Source organism: Shewanella sp. M-Br, from assembly GCF_036245925.1.
GTDB lineage: Bacteria > Pseudomonadota > Gammaproteobacteria > Enterobacterales > Shewanellaceae > Shewanella > Shewanella oncorhynchi.
Genome location: NZ_BJBV01000004.1, coordinates 21,256 through 45,056, shown reverse-complemented (window position 1 = coordinate 45,056; position 23,801 = coordinate 21,256). Strand labels below are relative to the sequence as shown.

Sequence of the window (23,801 nt, the reverse complement as noted above, 5' to 3'; positions counted from 1 at the left end):
TACACAACTAAAAAGGCCACATATGTTAATGTTAACCACAGCGCAGCTTCGTCGCGCTTTATTCCTATTAGTAGGATTTCACATACTGATTATTTGCGTCAGCAACTACTTAGTACAATTGCCATTTCAACTGTTTGGCTACCACACAACTTGGGGGGCATTCAGCTTTCCGTTCGTGTACTTAGCCACAGATCTCACTGTCCGTATTTTTGGCCAACAAGCCGCACGCAGCATCATACTCAAAGCTATGATCCCCGCTTTGATGATTTCCTACGTGATGGGAGTGATGTTCCATCAAGGTAGCTTCCAAGGCGCTGACTCACTTGCACAGTGGAATACCTTTGTGTTCCGAATTGCCTTTGCCAGCTTCGCGGCTTATTTGATTGGTCAGTTGATGGATATTAAGGTTTTTGCCCGTATTCGAGCCAGTCGCTCTTGGTGGGTCGCCCCAGCCGCCTCAACCTTAGTCGGAAATCTGGTCGATACTTTAGTCTTTTTCAGTATCGCCTTTTACGCCTCTTCCGATAGCTTTATGGCAGCCAATTGGCCCGAAATCGCTACAGTCGATTACGGCTTTAAGCTAATCGTGAGCTTAGGCCTTTTCCTACCGGCATACGGTGTTTTGCTAAAAGTCTTACAGGACAAGATTTTGCGAGCCAATCCGCAAGAATCAATTTCCTAACTAACCCAACTGGCCAGACCTGTTATAATTTAACCAGTTAATAGCTCAGCCCTGCTCCTGTTAACGCGCGAGTGGGGCTGATTTTTTATGAGAGTAAACTATGTATTCTATTGAAATTAAAGCAGAGTCAAGTTTGACTCCCGAGTTAGCCGCTCAGCTTATCGAACTTAGCCAACAAATCCCTGAGCTCGATCACCCACTCACAAACGAAGTGTTGGACCAGCGCTTACAGGGCAAGACATGTTTGATCTTAGTCGCATATGTAGAAGGTGAATTGGCAGGGTTTAAACTGGGTTATGAGCAAGAAGAGGCTATATTTTATAGCTGGTTAGGTGGCGTTGCATCCGACTTTAGACGTTTAGGCTTAGCGCAGAGTCTACTCGAATATCAAGAAACTTGGGCACGCCGCCAAGGATATAATCATATTCAAGTGAAGACGCTGAACCGCTTCCCTGCGATGCTTAATTTGTTGATCAGTAATCAATATTTAATTACTGAACTGACAGCCGATCCTAAAAGCTTAGTCGAACATAAACTGCATCTGTGCAAGTCGATCTAAACCGTTAATGGATGAGAGCAAAACGATATTTGTAAAGATGTGCACTTTTTGCAATAAATAGCTTGCAAACACAATTGAGAATGATTATCGTTAACGTGCGTTCCAAAACTCATCTTTAACAACGATGACTGGTAATCGACGTTGTTATGGAGCTCCTGAGTTTGCAAGCACGACATTGCTCACACACACTCTTTGTGGCCGGACTCATCATCCGGCTTTTTTTTGCCTAAAAATCAGTAATGCAAAGCCACATAATACAAAGCTAGCTAGCAATCGCTCGACATATTTTAATTCAAACGTAATCAGCCAAATACAGCACAATGTCTATCTAACGGGATAAGACTAATCTGCAGACATATCGCTGTAGTTGCCCGCAAAGTGTAAGCCATCGTAGGGATTATTTTGCTGATCTTCCTTCGCTTCATGATACAAACCTATGGTAAATAAGGACCCTTTACCCAAAGTTGAACTCACTTCTATCGTGCCACCAATCCGCTTGATAATGCCGTAACTGAGCGAAAGACCTAAACCAGTGCCATCCTTACGTGTGGTATAAAAAGGGTCGAAAATCCGTCCCAGCTGCTCTGGCGCTATCCCTGAGCCTTCATCTTCCACTTCGATTTTGACGCCAATTGGCATATCTTGCTGCACCCAGTCATAGGTTCGCACCCAAATACGTCCTTTACCGTCCATCGCATGCGCCGCATTCACGACAAGATTAATCAAGACTTGCAGCAACTGCGGACGATTAACCTGTACTGGACAACTGGCGTTTAACTCAGTGATCAGCACGACTTCTTGTTTTTGAATCGAATGTCGCACCAACACCAACATTTCTTCGATAATAGGAGTTATCGGATGCATTTCTAGTGGCGCGTTGAATTCGCCAGGTCGGCTGTATTGCAACAGGCTGCGGATGATAGTGCTGATCCGCCCAACCTGTTGAATGACTAGATCAATTTCTTCTTTTACTACTTCAGCATTATCACCAAGTTCGTAGCGCAGTAATTCCATATTGCCAAGAATTACAGCAGTCGGATTATTGATTTCATGGGCGATACCTGCGGTCAATTCGCCAAGAGCTGTGAGCTTCTCGTTAGTGACGAGCTGTTGACGCGTTTCGTTCAGTAACGCCACGTTACGTTGCAACTCTAAGGTTTTGTCCTGCAAGCTGCGGGTACGTTCTTCAACCTTCATTTCAAGCTGTTCTGCCGCCGCTTGAATTTGGGCATTTCGACGCTGTAGCAAGTCAAGCATACTGTCAAATTGCTCGGCTAAGTTCGATAACTCATTATCCCTATCTAATCCTAAGGCGCCGATACGAATATTGCGCCCCGACTGCACAGCTTGTACAACATGGTGAATACGTTCAATGGGCTGCAATAAACTATAAGCACCGCGATAAACCAGCAGGCCCGACACCAGCAGCACCAACATGAGAATCGTGCCTAGCTCTATGATATTGAGTAAATAATTATGGATAAATGGCGATTCAGAAAAGCCGGTATAGATCATACCGACACGTTGGCCGCGAACATCTTCCAAGGGGGCATAAGCGGAGATAAACCAATCGTTAAATACGAAAGCGCGATCGACCCACTGCTCGCCTTGAGTTAACACTTTGTCTTTCACTTCCTCCGATACTAAACTGCCAAGCGCGCGGCCCAGCGTCTCATTGCCTGTGGGATAAAAATGCAGCGGCACGTTGGTGGAAATACGGATGTTATCTAAGAAGATGGTCACAGTACCGATGGAACGCTCGGGCAAGGTGCCTTTGTCGTATACCAGATCACGAATGTGGTCGACAATTCGAGTATCGCGATTAAACAAGATCCCACCATCGAGATACCAAGCCACTTTGCCTTCCATATCAGGGACGGGCAATAGGCTACGGCTCAATAAACCACGTTCTTCAACGGTTTTAACGGGGCTCTGCGCCCGCAAGGTTGCAACTATCGGAATGCTCGCAGTGATAGCCAATTCGGGGTCGATACGTGCTAAACGCTCGGGCGGCAGCACCATCAAGCCGGAGTAAGGTAATAAACCGTCTAACTTAGGAAGGATTTGGCGTAAATCGGGGTCTGCGGCCGCTTCGGCAACACTGACTAAACGCAGATAATCGAGATTTAGCTGTTTTTTCTGTTCAAGGAGAAAAGCATCAATACTGGCTCGGTAGCTGACTTCGCCACTTAATTCTTTACCACTGAAAAGTGGCCTAAAGTCATTTTGAAAAGTCCAAGAAGTCACCACACGTTCAAGTTGTTTTTCTTGGCGTACTTGCACTTGCTGCAAGGTGTTTTCGGCAACAGATAAGTCAGCTTTAACCTTCATAAACAGCTGCTTACCTGTGTAACTGATGTTCCAGTAAATAGTGATAAACACTAAACTCACCAGTGTCAGTAGAATGGGCAGTAACGTCAGGATTAATATGCGATAGCGCACCTTGGCCTGCATTTGCTGCCAACTGACACCAAAAAAGTGAGTGAAGAATGACACCCTATGACTCCTGTTCGCCACTAAAATCAAACCACTCTTTATACTTGCGATCTAAGGTCTTGCGCGATACGCCTAAATCCCTCGCCGCGGCAGACTTATTGCCAGAATGTAAGTCCACAACACTGGTCACATGGTGTTTTTCCACGTCTTTCAATGGCCAATCCAATGGATAACCCGATGTAGATAAAGACTCACTCTTCAGCTGTTGCTTCCAATATTCCGCTGGCGGTTTGCCCAGCAAAATACAACGCTCAATCATGTTGCGCAATTCACGAATGTTACCAGGCCACTCGTGTTGCTGTAGTTTCACCATATCTTCATGGCTCCACACGACTTCTCTTACCCCTAATTCAGCGGCAAGTTGGCGAGTGAAATGATGGGTTAACTCCACTACATCTTCAGGTCTATCACGTAATGGCGGGATTAAAATATCGAGCACATTCAGCCGATAATATAAGTCTCGACGGAAATTCCCTGCATCCACTTCATCAATCAGAGTACGGTTAGTGGCCGCGATCACTCGCACATCGATGTTAACTTCTTTCTCGCTGCCCACAGGACGAATCGCTTTTTGCTCTAATACTCGGAGTAAAGCCGTTTGCATTTTCAGTGGCATTTCGCCAATTTCATCGAGAAAAATCGTCCCGCCAGAAGCAAAACTGAATAAACCTTCACGATTGCCTTTCGCACCCGTAAAGGCACCGGCGGTATGGCCAAACAATTCACTTTCGAGCAGTTCAGGGGCGATAGAGCCACAGTTAACTGGGACAAAAGGTCCCTGACGTCCACTAAGCAAATGCAATTGCCGTGCGACTAATTCCTTACCCGTGCCCGACTCACCTTGGATTAAGACGACGGCATTGGTCGGCGCCACACGTTCGATGATATGTTTCACCGACTTCATGGCTTCACTGCTGCCAATAATGGTCGATGAATAACCGATTGAAACCTCACGACGCAGCATCAAATTTTCACGTTTAAGCAGACGACGTTCGATACAGCGATCGACCGCAGTCATCATCTGTTCGAGATGGAAAGGTTTCATGATGAAGTCAGACGCACCCGCGCGTAGCGCGGTAATCGCGACTTCCATGTCAGCATAGCCGGTCATAAAAATGATGTCCGAACGACGCCCCTGCTCATCCAACGCTTCATGCCATTCGATACCCGAACGACCAGGCAGACGAATGTCGACGATAAGCAAATCGAAATGGCAACGGCTACGCAGCTGCTCCGCATCTTCGATACTGCCCGCCGTTTCGACTAAGGCAAATTTCTTCGAGAGTGCCTTATTTAAAAAACTCCGCATTCCGGGTTCATCATCAACAATCAGTACCGATACTGCCGATGGAAGAGGCTTGAGGTTATTATCTATCTGGCTCATATTGTCTGCTTCTGGACATTTTGACTCATTTGCGACCAATTCTAGCACTGAAAATAGATGAATAGGTCACTATGAACCATCAGAAGTTTGTCCTGAGACAATTTGTCTGTAGAGTATTTGTTAAGCTTGGGATCAAGCTCACAAATTAGGTTAAGCTGTGAAGAAAATGACCGCATTCTCAGCTTGGCATCTAACTTGCTTTCAACCGAACGTATTACAATTTACGAGACCTTCCACTCAGTAGGCATTTGAGTTGGAATCCTATTTTCCGCCAAGGAGTACCCATGCTAAACATGAAATCTCATATGAAGTCATTACTGGGACTGGTTGTTGCAGCCAGTATGTTCACTGTTTTACCCGCTCACTCGACTGAAATTATCAAGTTAGCCACCACCACCAGCACAGAAAACTCAGGCCTATTGAAAGAACTGTTACCTAAGTTCGAAAGTGAATCAGGCTACAAGGTTCAAGTCATCGCCACAGGTACAGGTAAAGCCCTGAAACTAGGTGAGCAAGGTGACGTGGATTTAGTCATGACTCACGCGCCTAGCGCCGAAGCTAAATTCGTAGCCGATGGTTTTGGTGTTGAGCCCCGTGGCATTATGGAAAATGATTTCGTAGTACTTGGCCCTAAAAACGACCCAGCAAAAATCCGTGACAGCAAAACAGCCGAAGAAGCTTTCGTTAAAATGGCAAAATCAGGCGTGCCTTTTATCTCTCGTGGTGACAATTCAGGCACTCACATCAAAGAGTTAGAAGTATGGAAAGCGGCAAATGTTACTCCTAACTTCAAAGGTTATACTTCAGTAGGTCAAGGCATGGGTAAAACCCTGCTGATGGCAAACGAAATGCAAGGTTACACTCTGTCTGACCGTGGTACTTTCGTGGCTTATAAAACTAAGCTCGATCTTGCCGTTGATTTCGATGGTGGCAAAACCTTAGCCAACCCATACCAAGTCATTCTCATCAACCCTGCTAAATACCCAGATCTGAACCACAAAGGCGCTAAAGCATTCAGCGACTGGTTGATCAGCAAAGAAGGTCAAAGCATGATCAACAGCTTCAAAGTTGAAGGCGAGCAATTGTTCAAGGCAACTTATAGCGAATGAACGACGGCTGGCTAGCACTATTACAGCAGGCGTTAAGCCTGCTGTTTTCTTTAGACCCTGACGTTTGGTCCATCATTTCGATCTCGTTTTCGGTTTCTTTCGCGGCACTGCTGATCACGCTTGTTCCTTCCATGGTGCTCGGCTTTGTATTGGCGTTTGCACCATTTCGTGGCAAATGGATAGTCACTAACTTAGTTCAAACTCTGCAATCAATCCCCACAGTGGTTATCGGTCTACTCGTGTATTTACTGCTAACACGCAACGGTCCTATGGGCGATCTAAAATGGTTATTTACCCAAGAAGGCATGATTCTCGGGCAAATGTTCATCTGTGCCCCCGTGCTAATTGCAATGAGCCAAGCCGCATTCACTAGCGTTGATCGCAGAGCTTGGGAAACCTCACGCACCTTAGGTGCCTCTTGGTGCAGCGCAGTGTGGACAGTATGCCGAGAACTGCGCATGCCCTTACTGCTGGCGATTGTCGCGGCGTTTAGTCGCATTCTGACCGAAGTCGGCTGCTCTATGATGGTCGGCGGTAATATTTTAAACGTGACCCGTAATATTCCTACCGCAATCGCACTTGAAACCAGCAAAGGTGACTTCGCCCAAGCTATCGCCCTCGGGCTAGTGCTGCTAATCTTGGCCTTGATCCTCAACTTTGCCTTAGGTAGTTTACGCGGCAAAGCCATGCCAAGGAGCCATTAAGCAATGACTAAGGTCAAACTGATCGCCCGTGACGTAGAAATGTCCTTTGGCGCGCGCCTGTTATTCAAAGCCGACGTATTATCGCTCTGCCAAGGAGATGTGATTTATCTGCAAGGCGACAATGGCACAGGCAAATCAACCTTGATGAAAATTCTGGCGGGCTTAATGCCACCAACCAAAGGCCATATTGAGGCTGTCGGTTTTGCCAAAAATGCTTGGTGGCGACGCAATCCATTGTTAGGTAAGGCCGTTTATCTGCACCAACATCCTTATTTGTTCGACGGCACAGTAGAATATAATCTCACCTATGGGCTGAATTTCAGCTCAGAAACAAAAGCCAAGGCTAAACAGCGGATTACTCAAGCAATTGAGATGGCGCAGCTAGGGTCGCTGCTGCAGGCAAGGGCCAGTAATCTCTCTGGCGGCGAAAGACAGCGCCTCGCGATTGCGCGCGCTTGGATCCTACAACCTAAACTATTAATGCTCGATGAACCCACCTCCAATATGGACAAGGATTCCCAAGAGCTAGTATTAAAAATGATCCAACAACTCAAACACGAAGGCACAGGAATGTTACTGAGTAGCCATCAGAATTGCGCGTTAACCGCCATCTGCGAACAACAGTGGCACATAGAAGGTGAGCGCGTGATGACCTCTTATCAACAGCCTGAATCTTTGCCAGCACAGGAGCCTTTGTATGTCATCGCAAATTGATGCCGTTATTCTCGCCGGTGGTATGGCCCGTCGCATGGGTGGCGACGACAAAGGTCTCGTCGAATTAAACGGTGAAGCCATGATTAAGCACACAATAGATAGAATAAAACCTCAGGTTAAGGAGATCCTGATCAACGCAAATCGTAACCAAACACGTTATGCTGAGTTCGGTTTTAAGGTAATAAGTGACGAGCATAGTGGTTTCCTCGGACCTTTAGCGGGTATGATCACCGCTATGGGCCAAACAGATGCAGACTACTTATTAGTAGTGCCCTGCGACTGCCCACTCCTGCCACTCGACCTTGTTCCGCGTATGTTGGCAGCAATTGAGGCAGAAAAAGCCGAGATTGCTGTCGCCAGTGACGGTGAGTATGAACAACCCGTTGTTTTACTCTTAAAACCTAGCTTACGTGACTCGATGAAAGCGTTTCTTGAGGCGGGTGAGCGTAAAGTGGACTTTTGGTATATCAAACATCACTTCGTCGTAGCGACATTCGCCGACCAGCCCAATGCTTTTGTGAATGTGAATACGCCAGAACAAAAACAACGACTAGCGATAGAAATCACCCAATAGCTAAAAAGGCTCCAATAACCCAAATTAGAGGTGCAAATGAGTAACCCCTTCGTCAATCCGCTCGCTATTCCCGTTCTCGGATTTTGTGCCTACAGTGGCACGGGGAAAACCACCTTACTCAAGCAATTGATCCCCAAATTAAATCAACGTGGCCTACGCTTAGCCGTAATCAAACATGCCCACCATAATTTCGACGTAGATATTCCCGGCAAAGACAGTTACGAAATGCGTAAAGCGGGCGCACGACAAATGCTGGTCGCCTCCCATGTACGCTGGGCGCTGATGACAGAAGACGCGCGCGATGGCGATCCTGAGTTAGTCCATTTACTCAAGCAAATCGAAGCCGACAAAGTCGATATCGTCCTCGTCGAAGGCTTTAAAAAGCTCGCATTACCTAAAATTGAATTGCACCGCGCCGCCCACGGCAAACCTTTTATCTACACCCAAGATGAGAATATCCTCGCCATCGCCTGTTGCGATGATACTCAGTTGCCAAACGACGCACTCCCGAGTGAGCTGCGCCGACTCGATCTCAACAATATCAGCCAGATTGCCGATTTTGTGATGGAGTACGCCCAAAACTGGGAAGCGCCACTCCAATACCCCATTTCGGCCGTGGATGCCTGCGCCATAGGCGACAACAAAAACCTCAGCGTCAGCCAAGGTTTAGCGCAGATTTTATCCCATGTATCACCTGTGGCAGAGATTGAAGACATTGAGTTAGATGCCTTAGATAACCGCGTACTGGCCAGCGACAGCATTTCTCCCGTCGACGTGCCACAACAAACTAATTCGGCGATGGATGGCTACGCCTTTGTCTATCAAGACCCAATGCCTACCACCTTAAAATTGGTGGGAGAGGTTCTTGCAGGTCATCAATATTCGGCCCCGCTTAAAGTCGGCGAAACCGTGCGTATCATGACGGGCGCAACAGTGCCTGCAGGTGCTGATACAGTGCAGCCCCGAGAGCTTGCCAAGGAAGTCGATGGCATTGTTAGCTTTGAAGGCCGCATTCTTTCTGGCCAACACGTTCGCCTCGCTGGAGAAGATATTGCTCAAGGCCAAGTCGCACTTGCAAAAGCCACTCGCCTAAGCGCCGCCGAACAAGGTTTACTGGCCTCACTCGGGCTCAATCACGTGAGTGTATATCGCCGCCCAACTGTTGCAGTATTCTCTACCGGCGATGAAGTGAGCCAGCCCGGCGAAGTGCTCAAAGCTAACTGCATTTATGACTCAAACCGCTTTACCATCAAAGCGATGGCAAAACGTCTCGGTTGTGACGTTATCGATTTAGGCATTATCGAAGATTCTGAAGCCGCCCTTGAAGCAACTCTCGCTAAAGCCGCCAACCTTGCTGATGTCGTCATTAGCTCGGGTGGCGTGTCTGTCGGCGATGCGGACTACATTAAAACCGTGCTTGCACGCCTCGGCAAAATTGATTTCTGGCGGATTAGCATGCGTCCGGGTCGGCCACTCGCCTTTGGTAAAGTAAATGACAGCTTATTCTTCGGGCTACCTGGCAACCCAGTCGCAGTCATGGTGTCTTTCCTGCAATTTGTGCAGCCCGCTTTACGAAAATTAGCAGGTGAAGTGAATTGGCAAGCGCAGCTATTCCCTGCAATAAGTGATGAAACTCTACGAAGCCGTCAAGGCCGCACCGAATTTATTCGCGGGATTTATCAGCTTGGTAAAGATGGACGCCTACACGTGAGTAGTACGGGCAACCAAGGTTCCGGAATGTTAAGTTCAATGGCTAAAGGGAATTGCCTCATCATCATAGGGGATGATGCAGAAGCCGTGAATGCAGGTGAAACTGTATTTATTCAACCCTTTGCGGATCTGCTTTAGGATCCAGTGAGTTTTTATGAGTCTAATTGTGGATTCCTTTGGCCGTAAGGTCGAATATTTACGGCTCTCGGTCACCGACCGCTGCGACTTTCGCTGTGTTTATTGCATGACGGAAGATCCCTGTTTTCTGCCAAAGGACCACGTACTCCACCTCGAAGAATTAGCTTGGATTGCCCAAGCCTTTACCGAGCTTGGTGTGACTAAAATTCGCCTGACCGGCGGTGAGCCCTTAGTTCGCACCGATTGCGACCAGCTAGTGGGTTTGCTTGGCAAACTGCCTGGGCTTACGGATTTATCCATGACAACTAATGGTTCAAGGCTGACAAAATTCGCTAAACCCATGTTTGATGCAGGATTAAAGCGCCTCAATATCAGCCTAGATACCTTAAACCCCACACTGTTTACTCAGCTAACGCGTAACGGCAAATTAGACAGAGTCATAGATGGTATTGATGCGGCTATTGCGGCGGGATTTGAACGTATCAAGATTAATGCAGTGATTTTAAAACAGCAGAACGATAATGAAGTTATTGATTTAGTTGATTTCTGCCGTGGCCGTAACTTAGACATCGCCTTTATCGAAGAAATGCCGCTTGGCGAAATGGATGAGCGGAAACGCGCCCGTCATTGCAGCAGCGATGAAGTAAAAGCCATCATAAATAGTCACTATCCGCTACAGCTTTCCAACAAACGTACCGGCGGCCCAGCACGTTATTACACTATGGCTGACAGCCCAATCCATATCGGCTTTATCTCGCCCCACAGTCACAACTTCTGCCACGAATGTAATCGCGTGCGCGTCACAGTCGAAGGCCAATTACTGCTGTGTTTAGGCAATGAACATGCTGTTGATCTCAAAAGCATAGTCCGGGAATTTCCGGCTGATATTGAAAGATTAAAAGTCGCTATTCTCGCGGGAATTAATCTCAAGCCTAAGCAACACGACTTTGGCAATAATGAGGTACAAATCCTACGCTTTATGAACGCCACTGGCGGTTAAGCATCACCACTCCATCGCTTAAGGGCTAGCATCTCAATTTGGCCGTGATAAACTCGAAGCATCACCCCATACTTAGCGTTACACATTTCTATGGCATTAACTCGTAAGCAATGGAATAACATCATCATAGTCTCCTGCGCCTTTATGGTCGCCGTGCTGACTTTTATGGATAACAAAACCAATAATGTTCCGAGTGATGCTCAGCGACTGTTTGACGATAATGCACCGCTTTCACAGCTGCAACTCGACGGGTTATGGCTGCACAAGCAAGCATCACAATGGGAGTGCGACACTAAAGTCCTCAACTGTGATGAATGGGCAAAGGCGTGGCAAACCATACGGGTATCCCCCTTAACCGCCGCGCCAGAAACCACAGATAATCCGCAAGAATTAGTTATACAGATTGCAGATATCCGCGATGCTCAACTGTGGATCTATTTTCCCAATGAAGGCGTGTTAAAGTCTCCCGCAGGTAATTGGTATTTAGTACCACCGAGTTTAAGATCTAAACTGCAACCGATCCTCGATGCGAAACCCGCAGCTTAATGCCACCCAATTTTACTTAAGATAAGAAAGAATCCATGCCGGAATTACCAGAAGTTGAAGTCACCCGTCAGGGTATTGCCCCCTACCTTGTCGAGCAAACCGTGGTTGATCTTGTGATCCGCAATGGCTCGTTGCGCTGGCCAGTGCCTGACATAGCCAAACAGATTATCGGCCAAGTTATACGCCAAGTGCGACGCCGTGCTAAGTATCTATTAATCGACACTGACGCGGGCACGAGCATAGTGCATTTAGGCATGTCGGGAAGTTTACGGATTTTGCCCCACGACACGCCAGTGGAAAAGCATGACCATATCGACTTAGTGCTCGCCAACGGCCGCATTTTACGTTTTAACGATCCGAGACGATTCGGTGCTTGGCTATGGTGTGAACTCCCAGAAGAAGCGCATCCATTACTTGCCAAACTGGGGCCAGAGCCACTGACTAATGCTTTTAATGTCAAACAATTAGCAGCAGCTTTAACGGGCAAGAAAAAAGCGATCAAACTCTGTCTGATGGATAATCATATCGTAGTGGGAGTGGGCAACATTTACGCCAATGAAGCCCTGTTTGCGGCGGGCATTCACCCAGAGGCCGAAGCAGGTAAAATCGATATCGAGCGTTTGACCGTTTTAGTTGCAGAAGTGAAGCAAATCTTAGCCCACGCCATTAAACAGGGTGGCACCACGCTGAAAGACTTCACCAATGCCGATGGCAAGCCGGGCTACTTCGCCCAAAAACTGCATGTCTATGGTCGCTGCGGTGAAACCTGCACAAGCTGCGGTAACTTGCTAAGTGAAATCCGTTTAGGCCAACGCACCACAGTATTTTGTGGCATTTGCCAAACACGCTAATATTGCGTTATTTATAAGCCAAAATGCCAAGCAAGTGCTTGGCATTTTTCGTTATTTAATCAGTTACAGCTGTCAAAAACGATACTCAAAACTGCTAAATAGCGTGGCATTGGTATCATTTTCTTGAACTTCAAACTCCGATCTCGATACTGTTCCACCTAAGCTCCACATGCCTTTCCACACTGGCATACGGTAAGAAAGCTCCAGCATCAATAAATCTTCTTTTGGCGGTTGTGGCGCCCAAGTGTTTGCCACATTGGAGCCATCTTTATTCAGCTTCGCATAACGCAGCAACGAGGTAAAACCACGGCTATTATTAAACTGGCCAACTAATCCAACCACAAACACTTGTGCATCGCTATCATAGGTAGAACCCAAAGCACGACCATAGTAGCGAGCACCACTCAGATAGACAGGATCCTCATAGAAACAATTGGCACTATCACCATCGCATTTTACATAGGTGTCCGAATATTCCACGAACAACTTAAACTGCTTACCCGATGTGCCAAAATGGGTATCAATACCCCAAAGTGAGCCGCAGTCACTACCATTTTCACAACTATGTTCGAGATATAATCCAACGGGGATATCCTGCAAAGTATCGGCATAACGCATATCAATACTTTGAGTTCTATGGCCTGCATCGCGGCGCTCATTCGGCGCACAATCATTTGTACCATCGATACAAACAGCATTACTCGCAACCGAATCCCACCAAGAGTCAAAGTTACAATCTTGACCCTCACCACAAAATAAAGTCGACCAAGACAATCCCACTTCTAACTGTTTAATCGGTCTTGCACTTAAGCGCATATCCCACTCAGCCGTCTTAGGCACAGCACGATCCACTTCAGTTAAGCTAAATCCAGTTTTAAAGGTCCAAGGGCCAATCCAAGATAACCAAGGTGTTTCAAAAGCCGCGGCATTGTTACGGCTCAAGGTTAACGATGACATAGGGCGGGCGTTATTAGAACGATGTATAGCCGAGTCAAACCCCGGTCCCCACCACTGCTCAACCGCGCCTAAGGTTGCGATCCAATTGCCAAAAATGATGGCAAAATAAGACTCATCAAGGCGGAAGTTTTTATTATCTTGCGGATCATAGGTTTCTGCCACAGTCGCCTTATAAGCAACACGCGATCCTAAATACTCGTAGGAGCCTAGCACTTCACCTTTCTCGCGATAGTCAGAACCATAATGTTGAAAGCGAGCAGGATCAGATGCTGCCGATACTTTTATCCGTGCATTACCACGATTATCGACAGCATTTTGATAATAAAAATTAACCCGTGCAAAGGCTTGTACTAAAGAGGGAGAAAGCAGCTCTGGCTCAATTTTCGCTAAATCACCACCAATGCCTGACCACATCAATGGATAAGTATTCACTGGCACAGTGATCACACCCGCATCAGCAAGTGCTTGAATGTCAGCTCTAAGATATATATCAGAGGCATCGACCCAAGGTGCAGCAGCAAGCATTGAAGAAAAAAATATGCCAGAGGCAATGCTAGTAGCAAGGATCGTGGGGGAAAAAAAGCCTTCATAACATCCTTTTAAGTATCATCACAAGGCAAAAATGCCTCAAAGTTAACACAAAACTCCTACGTAAAAACTATCTAGTTCGCAGGTAAAATCTAAGGTTTAACCAACTTAAGCTTTGCCGCCAATGCAGCCGTTACTTCAGGGTGAACAAACTGGCTCACATCGCCACCATGCAAAGCGACTTCCTTTACTAAGGTTGAAGAGATAAATGAGTTTTCCTCGGCAGGCGTTAAAAACACGCTTTCCAGATCAGGGCTCAATCTGCGATTCATATTTGCTAATTGGAATTCATATTCAAAGTCGGATACCGCGCGTAACCCACGCACAAGTACACTGGCCTTTTGCTCCTTGGCAAAATCCACTAGCAACCCAGAAAACCCCACCACCTCGACATTATCCAAATGAGCAGTCACCCGATTGACCAATTCAACTCGCTCTTCAAGGGTAAATCTAGGCTGCTTGGAAGGGTTAGCCGCAATGCCAATCACCACATGTTTAAACAGTTTAGCCGCACGCTCAATCAAGTCGGCATGACCATTGGTGATAGGATCGAAAGTTCCTGGGTAAATTGCTCTTGTATGCACTTTGCTGACTCAACTCACATGGATGCCAAAAATCATTGCTCGCCAGTCTACTCGTTTTAGCCAAGCGAGTGAATAATCGCAGCAAAAACGACTTTAAATACCGATAAAAAACTTAAAAATAAGCAAGAACGCTATTGATTAAGCCCATGTAAAGGCACGAACAGGTATAATGTTGCACGAAATTAAAACCGACCACATACAATGTTGCTCCCCTATTTAACGATATACACTGAGCAGTGTTAGGTTTAAAAACGACGTTTGAAGACACGCAGAAGAGCATATATGAAGAAAATCGCGATTTTTTGCCATAACTTTTTCTCCAACGGCACAGTGAAAGTCGCCTTGTCGCAGGCAGAAGTGTTACAGGAAGCAGGACAAGATGTGCATTTGTTTGTGTTTCACAGGGAAGGCGATTTTATACCTCCGCAAAATGTGACCATTCATTATCTGTTTGAAGCGGGTCAAAAACCTTCGCTACAGGAGCAGATACAACAACTCAAAGCTAAAGTGAGCGCCGCCGAAAAAACGGGTAAGTTTTCACTCTTTCTCAGTAATTCAACTGACTGCGATGTTGTTGTTTCCGGCTGTCATTTCGATCCTTGCTACTACTTCTGTCATTGTGCGTTAAAACAAGAGTTATTGATGGAGTTAAAACGCGGTCCAGTACACTTCTGGCGCAGATGGAAAAAAGCCAAGGCCCTGATCGGCAAAAAAATCATCACAGTCTCAAATGGTATTGCCGACGAACTCAGAGCCACTTCTTGGTTAAAACCCCAGAGCGTGCAAACCATCTACAACCCTTTTCGCTTAGAAGAAATAAAAATTAAGACTCAAGAAGTTATCGCCGAAATTCCCAATGAGCCTTATATGATCCATGTGGGTAGAGTCACTCGTCAAAAGCGCCATGACATTCTCTTCAAAGCATTGAGGGATATGCCGACAGCACCTAAACTCGTGCTTCTCTGTAATCGACCAAATAAAGCGCGTAAATTAGCCAAAAAATACGGTGTTGAGCACCGAATTATCACACCCGGTTTTCAACATAATCCCTATGCTTGGATTGCCAACGCAGAATTAATGCTACTGAGCTCAGATTTTGAAGGCTTGCCAACGGTAGTCATTGAGTCATTGGCCTGTGGCACCCCCGTCGTAAGCACTGACTGCCCTCACGGCCCGAATGAAATCCTTACCGGACATTTAGCTAAATATTTGGTTCCCGTTCGCCAACCTGCATTGTTGGCACAAAAGGCTCTGGAATGTCTGGCATCGCCTCCATCGCTTGAAGACCTTGCTATTCTTAAAGCCGTAGATAGTCAAAGTATTGCTCTACAGTATATTAAATTGGGTAAGGATTAAACCAAACGATTACTTCCTAACGAACCTGAAATGCATATAAAAAGAGAACAAAAAGCCACGAACTTAACGTTTGTATAGGACTATGAATCGCGAAAAACTTTGGTATTAAAGGAATCGTAGTTGTGTGTAGTGGTATTGTGAATTTTAGGGGGGCATTACTTATACATTTCAGCCTAAAAATCACGTTATTAAAGTCATGAGACTAGAAAAACCAATACCAATGTAGACTTGAAGCTAACTAAATAACTGATCCTAATAGTACTACATTTTGCCAAAAACTTTGCAGTGTAAAGCGTTACCACAATCGGGTAGCAGAGCCTTATATTGCAATACTTAGATCACGATACAAACTCAATACTACTTGTAGAAACTGCATGAGTGCCGTGAACTACTATACGACAGCTATTAAGATTGATTTTATTGTAGCTAAACTGTTTTCATTAGCTTTTTATACGCTATGTACAGATAAATACGATGCCCACGCCATGTTAATAAACCTTTAGCATCTAGATCTCTTAACTCTTCAGCAAAAGCTTGTAACATAACAACTCTCTGGTCTTGATCTGCTTGCTTACACTTTTTAAATTGATTACTTAAAAGAGGCCGCAGTAAATTGTGTCTTATATGCTTTAATTCTTTGCTAATCATATTTTTTTTATAAGAGTTATAGATTGAATTTATTGCTATATGATAGTCTTTAATAAGTTTTAAAGTGGGCCTCTGCTGTGTTATTGACTCTTCAAACTTTGTATACAAATATAATTCAGCTGGAATGACTACCGTTTTTGGACGTTTTTCCATAATAGAAAAGCTGTATGAAATATCTTCATAATGCACTCCAGGAATAAAACGCTCATCTTCAACCAGCTCTTTCTTATAAAGTTTATTCCATACAACAGAACCTATTTTATTAGGCCGCTTATTCTTATGATATAATGGCTCATTCACTATAATCACATCTATTTTTTCAATATCAAATAATTTATCTGGCTTCTCAAAACCATCAGAGTAAACACTTTGCCATACGACTAAATCAGCTTGTTTTTTTTCAGCCCAAAAGAGAGCTATTTCTAATGTTTGCGGCTGTATGGCATCATCAGAATCGACAAAACATATATAATTACCTCTAGCAAAATCCAAACCAGTATTACGTGCAACAGACAAGCCTTGATTAACTTGGTTTATTACTTTTATCCTATTATCATTTTTTTCATACTCAGCTAAAATAACGCCACAATTATCTGGCGAACCATCATTGACACAAATAATCTCAAAATCACTATATGTTTGAGCTAACACACTATCCAAACACCTTGCCAAAAACCTCTCAACCTTATAGACAGGAATAATAATAGATATCATAGGTTGCATTTTTGTTACTGCCATTTTTATTTAACATCCTAATATACTTTTGTTTCAACGACAGACTAGACAATCAAATACTATAAAAATACCCCCCACATTTAGAATATCATATAATAACAGAAAATATTCTGTACTTATGATGAACATCGGAATTTGAGCTCAAAAATATCAACGTTAGAAAACACTGAATCCAAGTGTTTAGCTCAAGAACTTCCAATAACCTAGCTTGCGCCGCATCTTAAAATGGCGCAACAAGTTCAATGGTTTAGGTTTTAGCCAATCAGTGCCTTTATCAATCAAAGCATCTGTTGCGGCTAAAACTCGCTGGCTAGATTGACCATCGCCCATAGGGTGAATTTGATTGCAATAATCATGGATGTGCGCCATCAAATCATCAGGACGACTCAGTGCTCGCGTTAATGCAGATTCAATATCCTCAACCCGACTGATATCGATTAAATGATCTTTCGGTGACTGATTTTTAAAGGTCACCACTGGTTTTCGCTGCATTAAAAACATCAACAGAATCGATGAAGTGTCACACAACATCACATCCCCCGCCTGCAGCAAAGGGATCACATTATCAGTTTCAACAAACTGTAAATTCTCGTTTTCTAAAGCCTTGTACTGCTCAACAATCTTAGGATTCATCTTTGGATGAAATTGCACTAACCAGCTCCATTGGCTCTTTTGCGACAGGGCTTTAATCTGCTCAAATACCACAGGTGCGCAGGTCAAACTTGGGGAAAATGTTGAGCAAAAGAGTACTACAGGCCTTGGGTCATCAGCTTTGATATAAGGATTATCTTTATTCTCAAGAAATAGGGGGTCGAGCGCAGGCCATCCCGTTTCAACGACAGTAAAAGTACCAAACTTTTTCTCTAGTTTCAGAAAGGGCAGAGTCGTCGCAGGGCCTTGGGTACAATACAAATCAAAACAATCTCTGATTTCGAAGTGATCTTCTCGGCCCTTATGATTCATTTTACCCGCATTAAATCCATGGAATACGCCCACTTTAACCCCAGGAATAAAATGAGGGACAACGTTCCCAGGGACGAATACCGCATCTGGTTTCCATGCTTTCACAGCATCGATGCTCTGCAAGCGCAGTTCATCGGTTTTTAAAAACTTAGGATCGACCTCATTTCCCTCTAAGAACCAGCTAACCTCATCACCTCTTTCCAAAATGACTTGTTGAAGTGGCCTTAACATCGCATAGGAATAGTTTTGCGCTATGTAAAATAAATAACGTCTTTTGGCTTGTTTGGCTTCTTCCACAAGCATGCTCCTAAAACACAAACGAATAAATTATTTTGCCAACGCTAAATATTGTTCGGCAATTAAGGTCGCATCGACTTTGGCCAAAATCTCAACCTGCTCGAGGGATGGCGGCAAGCTAACAACCTCGTCTATCATTTTAGCTAACGCTTTGGGATCACGACGCGGCACGAGATAAGGCACTAAATTCCCCGTTAAAATCTCACTGGGTCCATGTGGGCAATCAGTGCTCACAACAGGAGTCCCACAAGCTAAAGATTCAATCAAGACTGTCGGTAAACCTTCAAAATCAGAGCTGAGCACTAATGCCTTAGCCTGCTTAATCCATGGAAAAGGATTACTTTGAAAACCGGGAATAATTAATCGCTTTTCAATACCAAACTTTTTCGCTGCTTTTATCGCTTTTTTGTGGTTATGACACAAGAGCACGACAGGAAGTTGATTTTGCGTGAGCTTGAGGGCTTCAAACAACACATCATGGCGCTTTTGCTTAGCAAAACGACCGACATGAATAAGATAATCTCCCTGAGGGATTTGCGGATTATCTTGCTGTGATTGAGATGTGATTTCGTTAAATTCAAATGGATTATAGATAGTCTGCATCGATGCTGGATGCAAACGACCTTTATCTTTAATCTCCTTTGCTATGCCATTTGAGACAGTAATCAAATGCTGGCCATTGAGCGATTTTTTGGATTTTAGCTTCTTGAAATAAGCAAACGGTCCCAGTTTAAATTGGCGGCTCAACTCTTCTTCTACAGAAGAATGGACTATGACATAAAGCGGTGAAACACCAGTTTTGGTCATCATTAAATTGGTTTTATCTAAATTTGATAAAAACAAATCAAACTTGCCCACTTGAGATTCAATTTCCGCGATTTTTGCGCTGAGTTTGTTAACCGAAGCATTCAATCGCCCAAAATGGTCGAAATCTTTATCCTTAGGGGCAAAACATTGATGAATGGGTAAGTCCTCTGGGATTTCATAATAGCGATTATCTTCCATGACTAAAAAATGCGGCTCATGCCCTAAGCGAATAAATTGCTTGGCTAAGGTAATCATGACCTTTTCGGCTCCGCCACCCGCTAAACTGTCAATGGCAATGGCTATCCGCATGATTTATCTCCTAAACGATATTCTGAATACAAACCGCTAACGCAGCGATACATCAAGAGTGCTGATACTAACAAGCCTTAACTGAGTGTCTGCTGAACCACCAGATCAAACTTCTCAATCACAGCTTCAACACTGATCAAAGCCATCAAATGCTCGCCTTTGGCTCGAGTGCCCCACTTAACTTCGCCACTATGTTGGGATGCTATTGCCTCATCATAGGCGCTCGCCACATATTGCTGCGATAGGTAAGGACCTGTGCGCCCAGGATTGGAATGGGCATATAAACCAATGACTGGCGTGCCTTGGGTAACCGCCATATGCGCAGGGCCAGTATCAGGCGCTAACACTAAACTGGCGCGTTTTAGCAGCGCCAATAATTGCGTCAGACTGGTTTTGCCCACTAAATTATCGATTTTAGAAGGACACGCCTGCAAGATTTGCTCTGCTAAATCCTTCTCAAGTTGAGTTGGGCCACCGCACAGCATGACTCTAAATCCTTTCGCAATCGCATGGCTCGCAACGGCGGCATAACGCTCTGGTAACCAGTTACGTTCAGCCTTACTGGCTGCAGCGCAAATGATAAAGACTTTTTCATTGTCTTTAATCTGCGTCTGGGCAAATTCAGTATCCGCAATTGGCACAGGAATATGCCATTGAGGAGTGAGATCGTTAACGCCAATCGCCTTAGCGAATCCCATAAATCCTTCGAGCACATGGGGCTTGGCCAAGGGCTCCACCCTGTGATTTGTCACTAGCCACTGACCTTCTTTAGCGCGGGCACGATCAAAACCTATGCGCACCTTTGCCGAAATGGCTAATGAAGCCAAGGTTGCGCGTAGCGCAACCTGCATATGCAGCAGCACGTCAAAACGTCGGCCTTTTAACGCCTTACGCAAATTAAAATAGCTGCGCCATCCTTGAGATTTATCGAAAATAACAAACTCAATACCAGGTAAATGCTTCAACAATTGATATTCGAGTTTACCGATCACCCATGTGATTTTGAGCTCGGGGTATTGCCGCTGAATCGCCTGCACCATAGCCACGGCATGACAGACGTCACCGATAGCGGATAAGCGAAGCAAACAAAGAGAATTCATGGTATTGGGATTTAAACTCATTGGGATTGAAGCTAAAAGCTCTTAAGGTTATTTGGCGCAAGCTAAGGATCTTAATGTAGAATGGCCCTAGGTGCCACGCTTAAGTCAACAAATCTCCGATGAATGCTCAGATACAGATCATAAAAACCGCCCAAGGTCACATGGCGCTTTGCCTAGATACGCCAACAGATATCGATCCCGCGTGGTTCTCGGTGGATTTTTGGCGGGCTAAAAATGCTGTCGTCGGTTCATCCAAAGGCCGCTACACCACTTGGTTTGTGGCATTTGAGCATAGTCATTGGGTATTGCGTCATTATTGGCGTGGCGGCTTAATGGAAAAATTCAGCAAAGATGCTTACGTTTATACTGGCCTCGAAAATACCCGCGCCATGGGTGAGTTACGCTTATTAGACGTTTTGTATCGCGAAGATTTTGCTGTACCTAAACCGATTGCCGCCAACATAGTGCGCGATGGATTATTTTACCGCGCCGATATTATTATCGAACGGGTCGAAGGCGCCGAAGATTTAGTCGCTAAACTCGGCAAAGGGGTCATGAGCACTGAGCAATGGCAGGCATTAGGGGCTTGCATCGCCCAATTCCACCAGCGTGGTGTGTACCACGCCGATCTCAATGCCAAGAATATTTTGTTCCAGCCCGCACAAACTGAACCCTTAACGCCAGAGCGGTTTTATCTTATCGATTTCGACCGCGGCGAGTTAAAAACACCGAGCCCGCAATGGCAGCAATCAAATCTAGACAGACTGTTACGTTCCTTTAATAAAGAACAAGCCAAGCTACCAAACCTTGCCTTCACCGCTGATAACTGGTCATCACTAATGCAAGGCTATCAAGCGGCGATGCAAAGCGCCTGATCCACTAAACGAATTATCCAGTTGAATTAAGCGGTTATTAAAGATTGCGCGAGAAGATATTGTTGTTGCAAGGCACCGCGATTTGCCTCAACCACAGCCAATCCCGCGTTCACCGCCTGCTGGCGTAACTCAGGTTTAGCAAAATACTCAATCAAGTTAGCGGCAAGTTCATCCGCCGAAGCGACAACCCTTAACCCACCAGCATCCGCCAACATCTGCGTAATCTGGGCAAAGTCCCAATGGTTCGGCCCCACCATAACAGGTACGCCCATAGCAACAGGCTCCAAGGGATTATGGCCACCATTATTGATCAGCGTGCCACCGACAAAGGCTTGGTCCGCCGTGCCATAAAAGGTCAGAAGTTCACCCATGGTATCGCCGACCAGCACTTGAGTCGTGGCCGTCACAGGAAGATTACTGCTGCGACGAATTAATTCAAAACCTTGACTGGCAACAACCTCAGCAACGGCAGAAAACTGCTCAGGATGACGCGGTGCAATAATCAGCAAGGCATCGGGCCACTGAGCCAATAATTGCCTATGGGCGGTGAGCATGGCGTCAAACTCTCCAGGATGCACACTGCCAGCGACCCAAATCGGCGAGGTTTCACGTCCCCAAGCTTGACGTAGCTGCTTGGCATTGGCTAAACGCTCAGGCGTAATACTGAGATCAAACTTCAAGCTACCACATACTGTCACTCTGTCCTGCGATACACCTAACTCGATAAAACGCTGCGCTTCCACTCGAGTCTGCACCGCAATAATATCGAGTCGTTGCAACATAGGTCGACTGAGTTTAGGGCGCTTAGCATATTGCGCCGCCGACTTGGCCGACAGACGTGCATTAGCCAACATCAAGTGCACACCTCGCTTGGCCGCTATGGCAACCAAATTAGGCCACAGTTCAGTTTCCATAATGATGCAAGATTTAGGTGAGACTTGGCGCAAGAAACGCCCCACACACCAAGGTAAGTCAAAGGGTAAATAACAATGTTGCACTGAGTCACCAAAGGCTTTACGCACTTCTGCAGACCCTGTTGGGCTGGTTGTGGTAACCGTAATGCTTAATTCAGGGTGTGATTGCATAATCAAACGGATCAATGGGATTGCCGCAAGCGTTTCACCCATAGACACAGAATGGACCAGTAAATCCGTCGATTTAAGTCGAGTTAATCCAAAACGCTCCCCCCAACGACCGCGGTAATCAGGGCTTTTAATAGCACGAAATGCTAAATAGACGACTAGCAAAGGGGATAATAAATATAAGATCGTGGAATAGAAAAAACGATTCATTAAAAACGTGCTTATGAGTTTTGCCTGATGAATAGCGGCAATGTTAGCATATGCACCAAATTAGGGATAATTTACCAGCAGTTCGGCGGTCGTTGGTTAGCTTTCTTTGATCAATTATGTGGCGTTCACTAGCAATTTGGATAACTTATGAAAACCCGCGACAAAATAATCTATGCCAGTCTTGAACTGTTCAACGAGCATGGCGAAAGAAACATCACCACCAATCACATTGCTGCTCACTTAAATATGAGTCCCGGGAATCTTTATTACCATTTTCGCAATAAAGAAGACATTATCCGCTGTATTTTCAGTCTATATGAGAATCATCTCGAATCGGGTTTCCAACCCTATGAAGATAAGCAAGTGGATGTAGAACTGTTAATCGGCTACTTCGATGCTATGTTCTATACCTTGTGGCAATTCCGTTTTATGTACGCCAATCTTGCGGATATTCTCGCCCGCGATGAAGAACTAAAAAAACGCTATTTGCACGCACAGCAGCAAGTCTTAACGCGTTCAAGCCATGTGCTGCATAAACTCACACAAGATGGATTTCTGTGTGTCGATGCTGACAAAATCACGCCACTGGCGGATACCATTAAGATGATCGTCAGCTTTTGGATTGGTTATCAACTCACGCAATCCAGCACGTCCACCATTACTAAAGCGACACTTTATGAAGGCGTTTTAAGGGTGCTGATGATTTTCAAAGCCTATGCAACCCCGACTTCCGTTGCGACTTTTACTCGCCTAGAGCAACATTACCACGCGCTAGCGAGTCAAGAATCTCTATAACGTCATCCCAAACACCTATGTTGGGAAC

22 protein-coding genes are annotated in these 23,801 nt (G+C 45.4%); 13 read left to right on the top strand and 9 right to left on the bottom strand.

All coding sequences use genetic code 11. The features are described from left to right. Positions 1–22: 22 nt before the first annotated feature. Both AAA952_RS04135 and AAA952_RS04130 read left to right on the top strand, forming a co-directional pair. Complete coding sequence (locus AAA952_RS04135; protein WP_105250735.1) at positions 23–682, top strand: 7-cyano-7-deazaguanine/7-aminomethyl-7-deazaguanine transporter; 660 nt, start codon at positions 23–25, stop codon at positions 680–682. Positions 683–782: 100 nt separating this feature from the next. Continuing rightward, the gene (locus AAA952_RS04130) at positions 783–1,241 is read left to right on the top strand and encodes a GNAT family N-acetyltransferase (protein ID WP_338254665.1); all 459 of its coding nucleotides are present in this window, start codon (positions 783–785) and stop codon (positions 1,239–1,241) included. Positions 1,242–1,583: 342 nt separating this feature from the next. Here the strand turns inward: AAA952_RS04130 and AAA952_RS04125 are convergent, their stop codons facing one another. Next, positions 1,584–3,737: a sensor histidine kinase gene (locus tag AAA952_RS04125; protein WP_338254662.1), complete on the bottom strand. Its 2,154-nt coding sequence runs from the start codon at positions 3,735–3,737 to the stop codon at positions 1,584–1,586. Between the two features lies 1 nt (position 3,738). Further along, positions 3,739–5,121 (bottom strand): sigma-54-dependent transcriptional regulator, encoded by a 1,383-nt coding sequence (locus AAA952_RS04120; protein WP_105250738.1) that lies wholly within the window; start codon positions 5,119–5,121, stop codon positions 3,739–3,741. A 284-nt stretch (positions 5,122–5,405) separates the two neighbouring features. On the opposite strand from AAA952_RS04120, the gene AAA952_RS04115 reads away from it, so the two are divergent. From AAA952_RS04115 to mutM, 8 genes are all read left to right on the top strand, one after another. Beyond that, a complete protein-coding gene (locus tag AAA952_RS04115) occupies positions 5,406–6,230 on the top strand; it encodes a substrate-binding domain-containing protein (RefSeq protein WP_131524430.1) in 825 nt (274 codons plus the stop codon). Further along, the gene (locus AAA952_RS04110) at positions 6,227–6,934 is read left to right on the top strand and encodes an ABC transporter permease (protein ID WP_168826136.1); all 708 of its coding nucleotides are present in this window, start codon (positions 6,227–6,229) and stop codon (positions 6,932–6,934) included. Before AAA952_RS04115 ends, AAA952_RS04110 begins: the two co-directional genes overlap by 4 nt. Positions 6,935–6,937: 3 nt before the next feature. Then, positions 6,938–7,648, top strand: coding sequence for an ABC transporter ATP-binding protein (locus tag AAA952_RS04105; protein WP_113940168.1), 711 nt, complete (start codon positions 6,938–6,940; stop codon positions 7,646–7,648). After that, positions 7,632–8,222: a molybdenum cofactor guanylyltransferase MobA gene (gene mobA, locus AAA952_RS04100; RefSeq protein ID WP_263162629.1), complete on the top strand. Its 591-nt coding sequence runs from the start codon at positions 7,632–7,634 to the stop codon at positions 8,220–8,222. Before AAA952_RS04105 ends, mobA begins: the two co-directional genes overlap by 17 nt. A gap of 36 nt (positions 8,223–8,258) precedes the next feature. Next, a complete protein-coding gene (locus tag AAA952_RS04095) occupies positions 8,259–10,070 on the top strand; it encodes a bifunctional molybdopterin-guanine dinucleotide biosynthesis adaptor protein MobB/molybdopterin molybdotransferase MoeA (RefSeq protein ID WP_338254653.1) in 1,812 nt (603 codons plus the stop codon). A 16-nt stretch (positions 10,071–10,086) separates the two neighbouring features. Then, complete coding sequence (gene moaA, locus AAA952_RS04090; protein ID WP_011787489.1) at positions 10,087–11,070, top strand: GTP 3',8-cyclase MoaA; 984 nt, start codon at positions 10,087–10,089, stop codon at positions 11,068–11,070. Between the two features lie 90 nt (positions 11,071–11,160). Then, complete coding sequence (locus tag AAA952_RS04085) at positions 11,161–11,616, top strand: hypothetical protein (protein WP_338254649.1); 456 nt, start codon at positions 11,161–11,163, stop codon at positions 11,614–11,616. A 35-nt stretch (positions 11,617–11,651) separates the two neighbouring features. After that, positions 11,652–12,467 carry a bifunctional DNA-formamidopyrimidine glycosylase/DNA-(apurinic or apyrimidinic site) lyase gene (gene mutM, locus AAA952_RS04080; protein WP_338254647.1) on the top strand — a complete coding sequence of 272 codons (816 nt, stop codon included), beginning with the start codon at positions 11,652–11,654 and terminating at the stop codon, positions 12,465–12,467. A gap of 72 nt (positions 12,468–12,539) precedes the next feature. Here the strand turns inward: mutM and AAA952_RS04075 are convergent, their stop codons facing one another. Together AAA952_RS04075 and coaD are read right to left on the bottom strand one after the other, a co-directional pair. Continuing rightward, on the bottom strand, positions 12,540–13,949 hold the full coding sequence (locus AAA952_RS04075; RefSeq protein WP_338254645.1) for a capsule assembly Wzi family protein: 1,410 nt from the start codon (positions 13,947–13,949) through the stop codon (positions 12,540–12,542). 155 nt (positions 13,950–14,104) lie between these two features. Continuing rightward, a complete protein-coding gene (coaD, locus tag AAA952_RS04070) occupies positions 14,105–14,596 on the bottom strand; it encodes a pantetheine-phosphate adenylyltransferase (RefSeq protein WP_105250747.1) in 492 nt (163 codons plus the stop codon). Between the two features lie 282 nt (positions 14,597–14,878). Between coaD and AAA952_RS04065 the strand changes: the two genes are divergently transcribed. Further along, the gene (locus AAA952_RS04065; protein WP_263148626.1) at positions 14,879–15,952 is read left to right on the top strand and encodes a glycosyltransferase; all 1,074 of its coding nucleotides are present in this window, start codon (positions 14,879–14,881) and stop codon (positions 15,950–15,952) included. 426 nt (positions 15,953–16,378) lie between these two features. Here AAA952_RS04065 and AAA952_RS04060 read toward each other — a convergent pair whose 3' ends face one another. The 4 genes from AAA952_RS04060 to AAA952_RS04045 form a co-directional block, all read right to left on the bottom strand. Beyond that, positions 16,379–17,338: a glycosyltransferase family 2 protein gene (locus tag AAA952_RS04060; RefSeq protein ID WP_338254641.1), complete on the bottom strand. Its 960-nt coding sequence runs from the start codon at positions 17,336–17,338 to the stop codon at positions 16,379–16,381. A gap of 177 nt (positions 17,339–17,515) precedes the next feature. Next, positions 17,516–18,601: a CDP-glycerol glycerophosphotransferase family protein gene (locus tag AAA952_RS04055; RefSeq protein ID WP_445190370.1), complete on the bottom strand. Its 1,086-nt coding sequence runs from the start codon at positions 18,599–18,601 to the stop codon at positions 17,516–17,518. 24 nt (positions 18,602–18,625) lie between these two features. Continuing rightward, positions 18,626–19,711: a glycosyltransferase gene (locus AAA952_RS04050; protein ID WP_105250751.1), complete on the bottom strand. Its 1,086-nt coding sequence runs from the start codon at positions 19,709–19,711 to the stop codon at positions 18,626–18,628. A 77-nt stretch (positions 19,712–19,788) separates the two neighbouring features. Further along, positions 19,789–20,832, bottom strand: a complete 1,044-nt coding sequence (locus tag AAA952_RS04045) for a glycosyltransferase family 9 protein (RefSeq protein ID WP_338254636.1) — start codon at positions 20,830–20,832, stop codon at positions 19,789–19,791. A 98-nt stretch (positions 20,833–20,930) separates the two neighbouring features. On the opposite strand from AAA952_RS04045, the gene AAA952_RS04040 reads away from it, so the two are divergent. Next, complete coding sequence (locus tag AAA952_RS04040; RefSeq protein WP_338254634.1) at positions 20,931–21,686, top strand: 3-deoxy-D-manno-octulosonic acid kinase; 756 nt, start codon at positions 20,931–20,933, stop codon at positions 21,684–21,686. A gap of 26 nt (positions 21,687–21,712) precedes the next feature. Here AAA952_RS04040 and waaA read toward each other — a convergent pair whose 3' ends face one another. Continuing rightward, a complete protein-coding gene (waaA, locus tag AAA952_RS04035) occupies positions 21,713–22,978 on the bottom strand; it encodes a lipid IV(A) 3-deoxy-D-manno-octulosonic acid transferase (RefSeq protein ID WP_338254632.1) in 1,266 nt (421 codons plus the stop codon). A gap of 147 nt (positions 22,979–23,125) precedes the next feature. Between waaA and AAA952_RS04030 the strand changes: the two genes are divergently transcribed. Next, positions 23,126–23,773 (top strand): TetR/AcrR family transcriptional regulator, encoded by a 648-nt coding sequence (locus AAA952_RS04030; RefSeq protein ID WP_113940155.1) that lies wholly within the window; start codon positions 23,126–23,128, stop codon positions 23,771–23,773. The last annotated feature ends 28 nt before the right edge of the window (positions 23,774–23,801 follow it).

Coding starts and splice junctions, on each gene's coding strand:
- AAA952_RS04135 (WP_105250735.1), top strand. CDS start 23: ATGTTAATGTTAACCACAGCGCAGCTTCGTCGCGCTTTATTCCTATTA.
- AAA952_RS04130 (WP_338254665.1), top strand. CDS start 783: ATGTATTCTATTGAAATTAAAGCAGAGTCAAGTTTGACTCCCGAGTTA.
- AAA952_RS04120 (WP_105250738.1), bottom strand. CDS start 5,121: ATGAGCCAGATAGATAATAACCTCAAGCCTCTTCCATCGGCAGTATCG.
- AAA952_RS04115 (WP_131524430.1), top strand. CDS start 5,406: ATGCTAAACATGAAATCTCATATGAAGTCATTACTGGGACTGGTTGTT.
- AAA952_RS04110 (WP_168826136.1), top strand. CDS start 6,227: ATGAACGACGGCTGGCTAGCACTATTACAGCAGGCGTTAAGCCTGCTG.
- AAA952_RS04105 (WP_113940168.1), top strand. CDS start 6,938: ATGACTAAGGTCAAACTGATCGCCCGTGACGTAGAAATGTCCTTTGGC.
- mobA (WP_263162629.1), top strand. CDS start 7,632: ATGTCATCGCAAATTGATGCCGTTATTCTCGCCGGTGGTATGGCCCGT.
- AAA952_RS04095 (WP_338254653.1), top strand. CDS start 8,259: ATGAGTAACCCCTTCGTCAATCCGCTCGCTATTCCCGTTCTCGGATTT.
- moaA (WP_011787489.1), top strand. CDS start 10,087: ATGAGTCTAATTGTGGATTCCTTTGGCCGTAAGGTCGAATATTTACGG.
- AAA952_RS04085 (WP_338254649.1), top strand. CDS start 11,161: ATGGCATTAACTCGTAAGCAATGGAATAACATCATCATAGTCTCCTGC.
- mutM (WP_338254647.1), top strand. CDS start 11,652: ATGCCGGAATTACCAGAAGTTGAAGTCACCCGTCAGGGTATTGCCCCC.
- AAA952_RS04075 (WP_338254645.1), bottom strand. CDS start 13,949: ATGCTTGCTGCTGCACCTTGGGTCGATGCCTCTGATATATATCTTAGA.
- AAA952_RS04065 (WP_263148626.1), top strand. CDS start 14,879: ATGAAGAAAATCGCGATTTTTTGCCATAACTTTTTCTCCAACGGCACA.
- AAA952_RS04060 (WP_338254641.1), bottom strand. CDS start 17,338: ATGGCAGTAACAAAAATGCAACCTATGATATCTATTATTATTCCTGTC.
- AAA952_RS04055 (WP_445190370.1), bottom strand. CDS start 18,601: ATGCTTGTGGAAGAAGCCAAACAAGCCAAAAGACGTTATTTATTTTAC.
- AAA952_RS04050 (WP_105250751.1), bottom strand. CDS start 19,711: ATGCGGATAGCCATTGCCATTGACAGTTTAGCGGGTGGCGGAGCCGAA.
- AAA952_RS04045 (WP_338254636.1), bottom strand. CDS start 20,832: ATGAGTTTAAATCCCAATACCATGAATTCTCTTTGTTTGCTTCGCTTA.
- AAA952_RS04040 (WP_338254634.1), top strand. CDS start 20,931: ATGAATGCTCAGATACAGATCATAAAAACCGCCCAAGGTCACATGGCG.
- waaA (WP_338254632.1), bottom strand. CDS start 22,978: ATGAATCGTTTTTTCTATTCCACGATCTTATATTTATTATCCCCTTTG.
- AAA952_RS04030 (WP_113940155.1), top strand. CDS start 23,126: ATGAAAACCCGCGACAAAATAATCTATGCCAGTCTTGAACTGTTCAAC.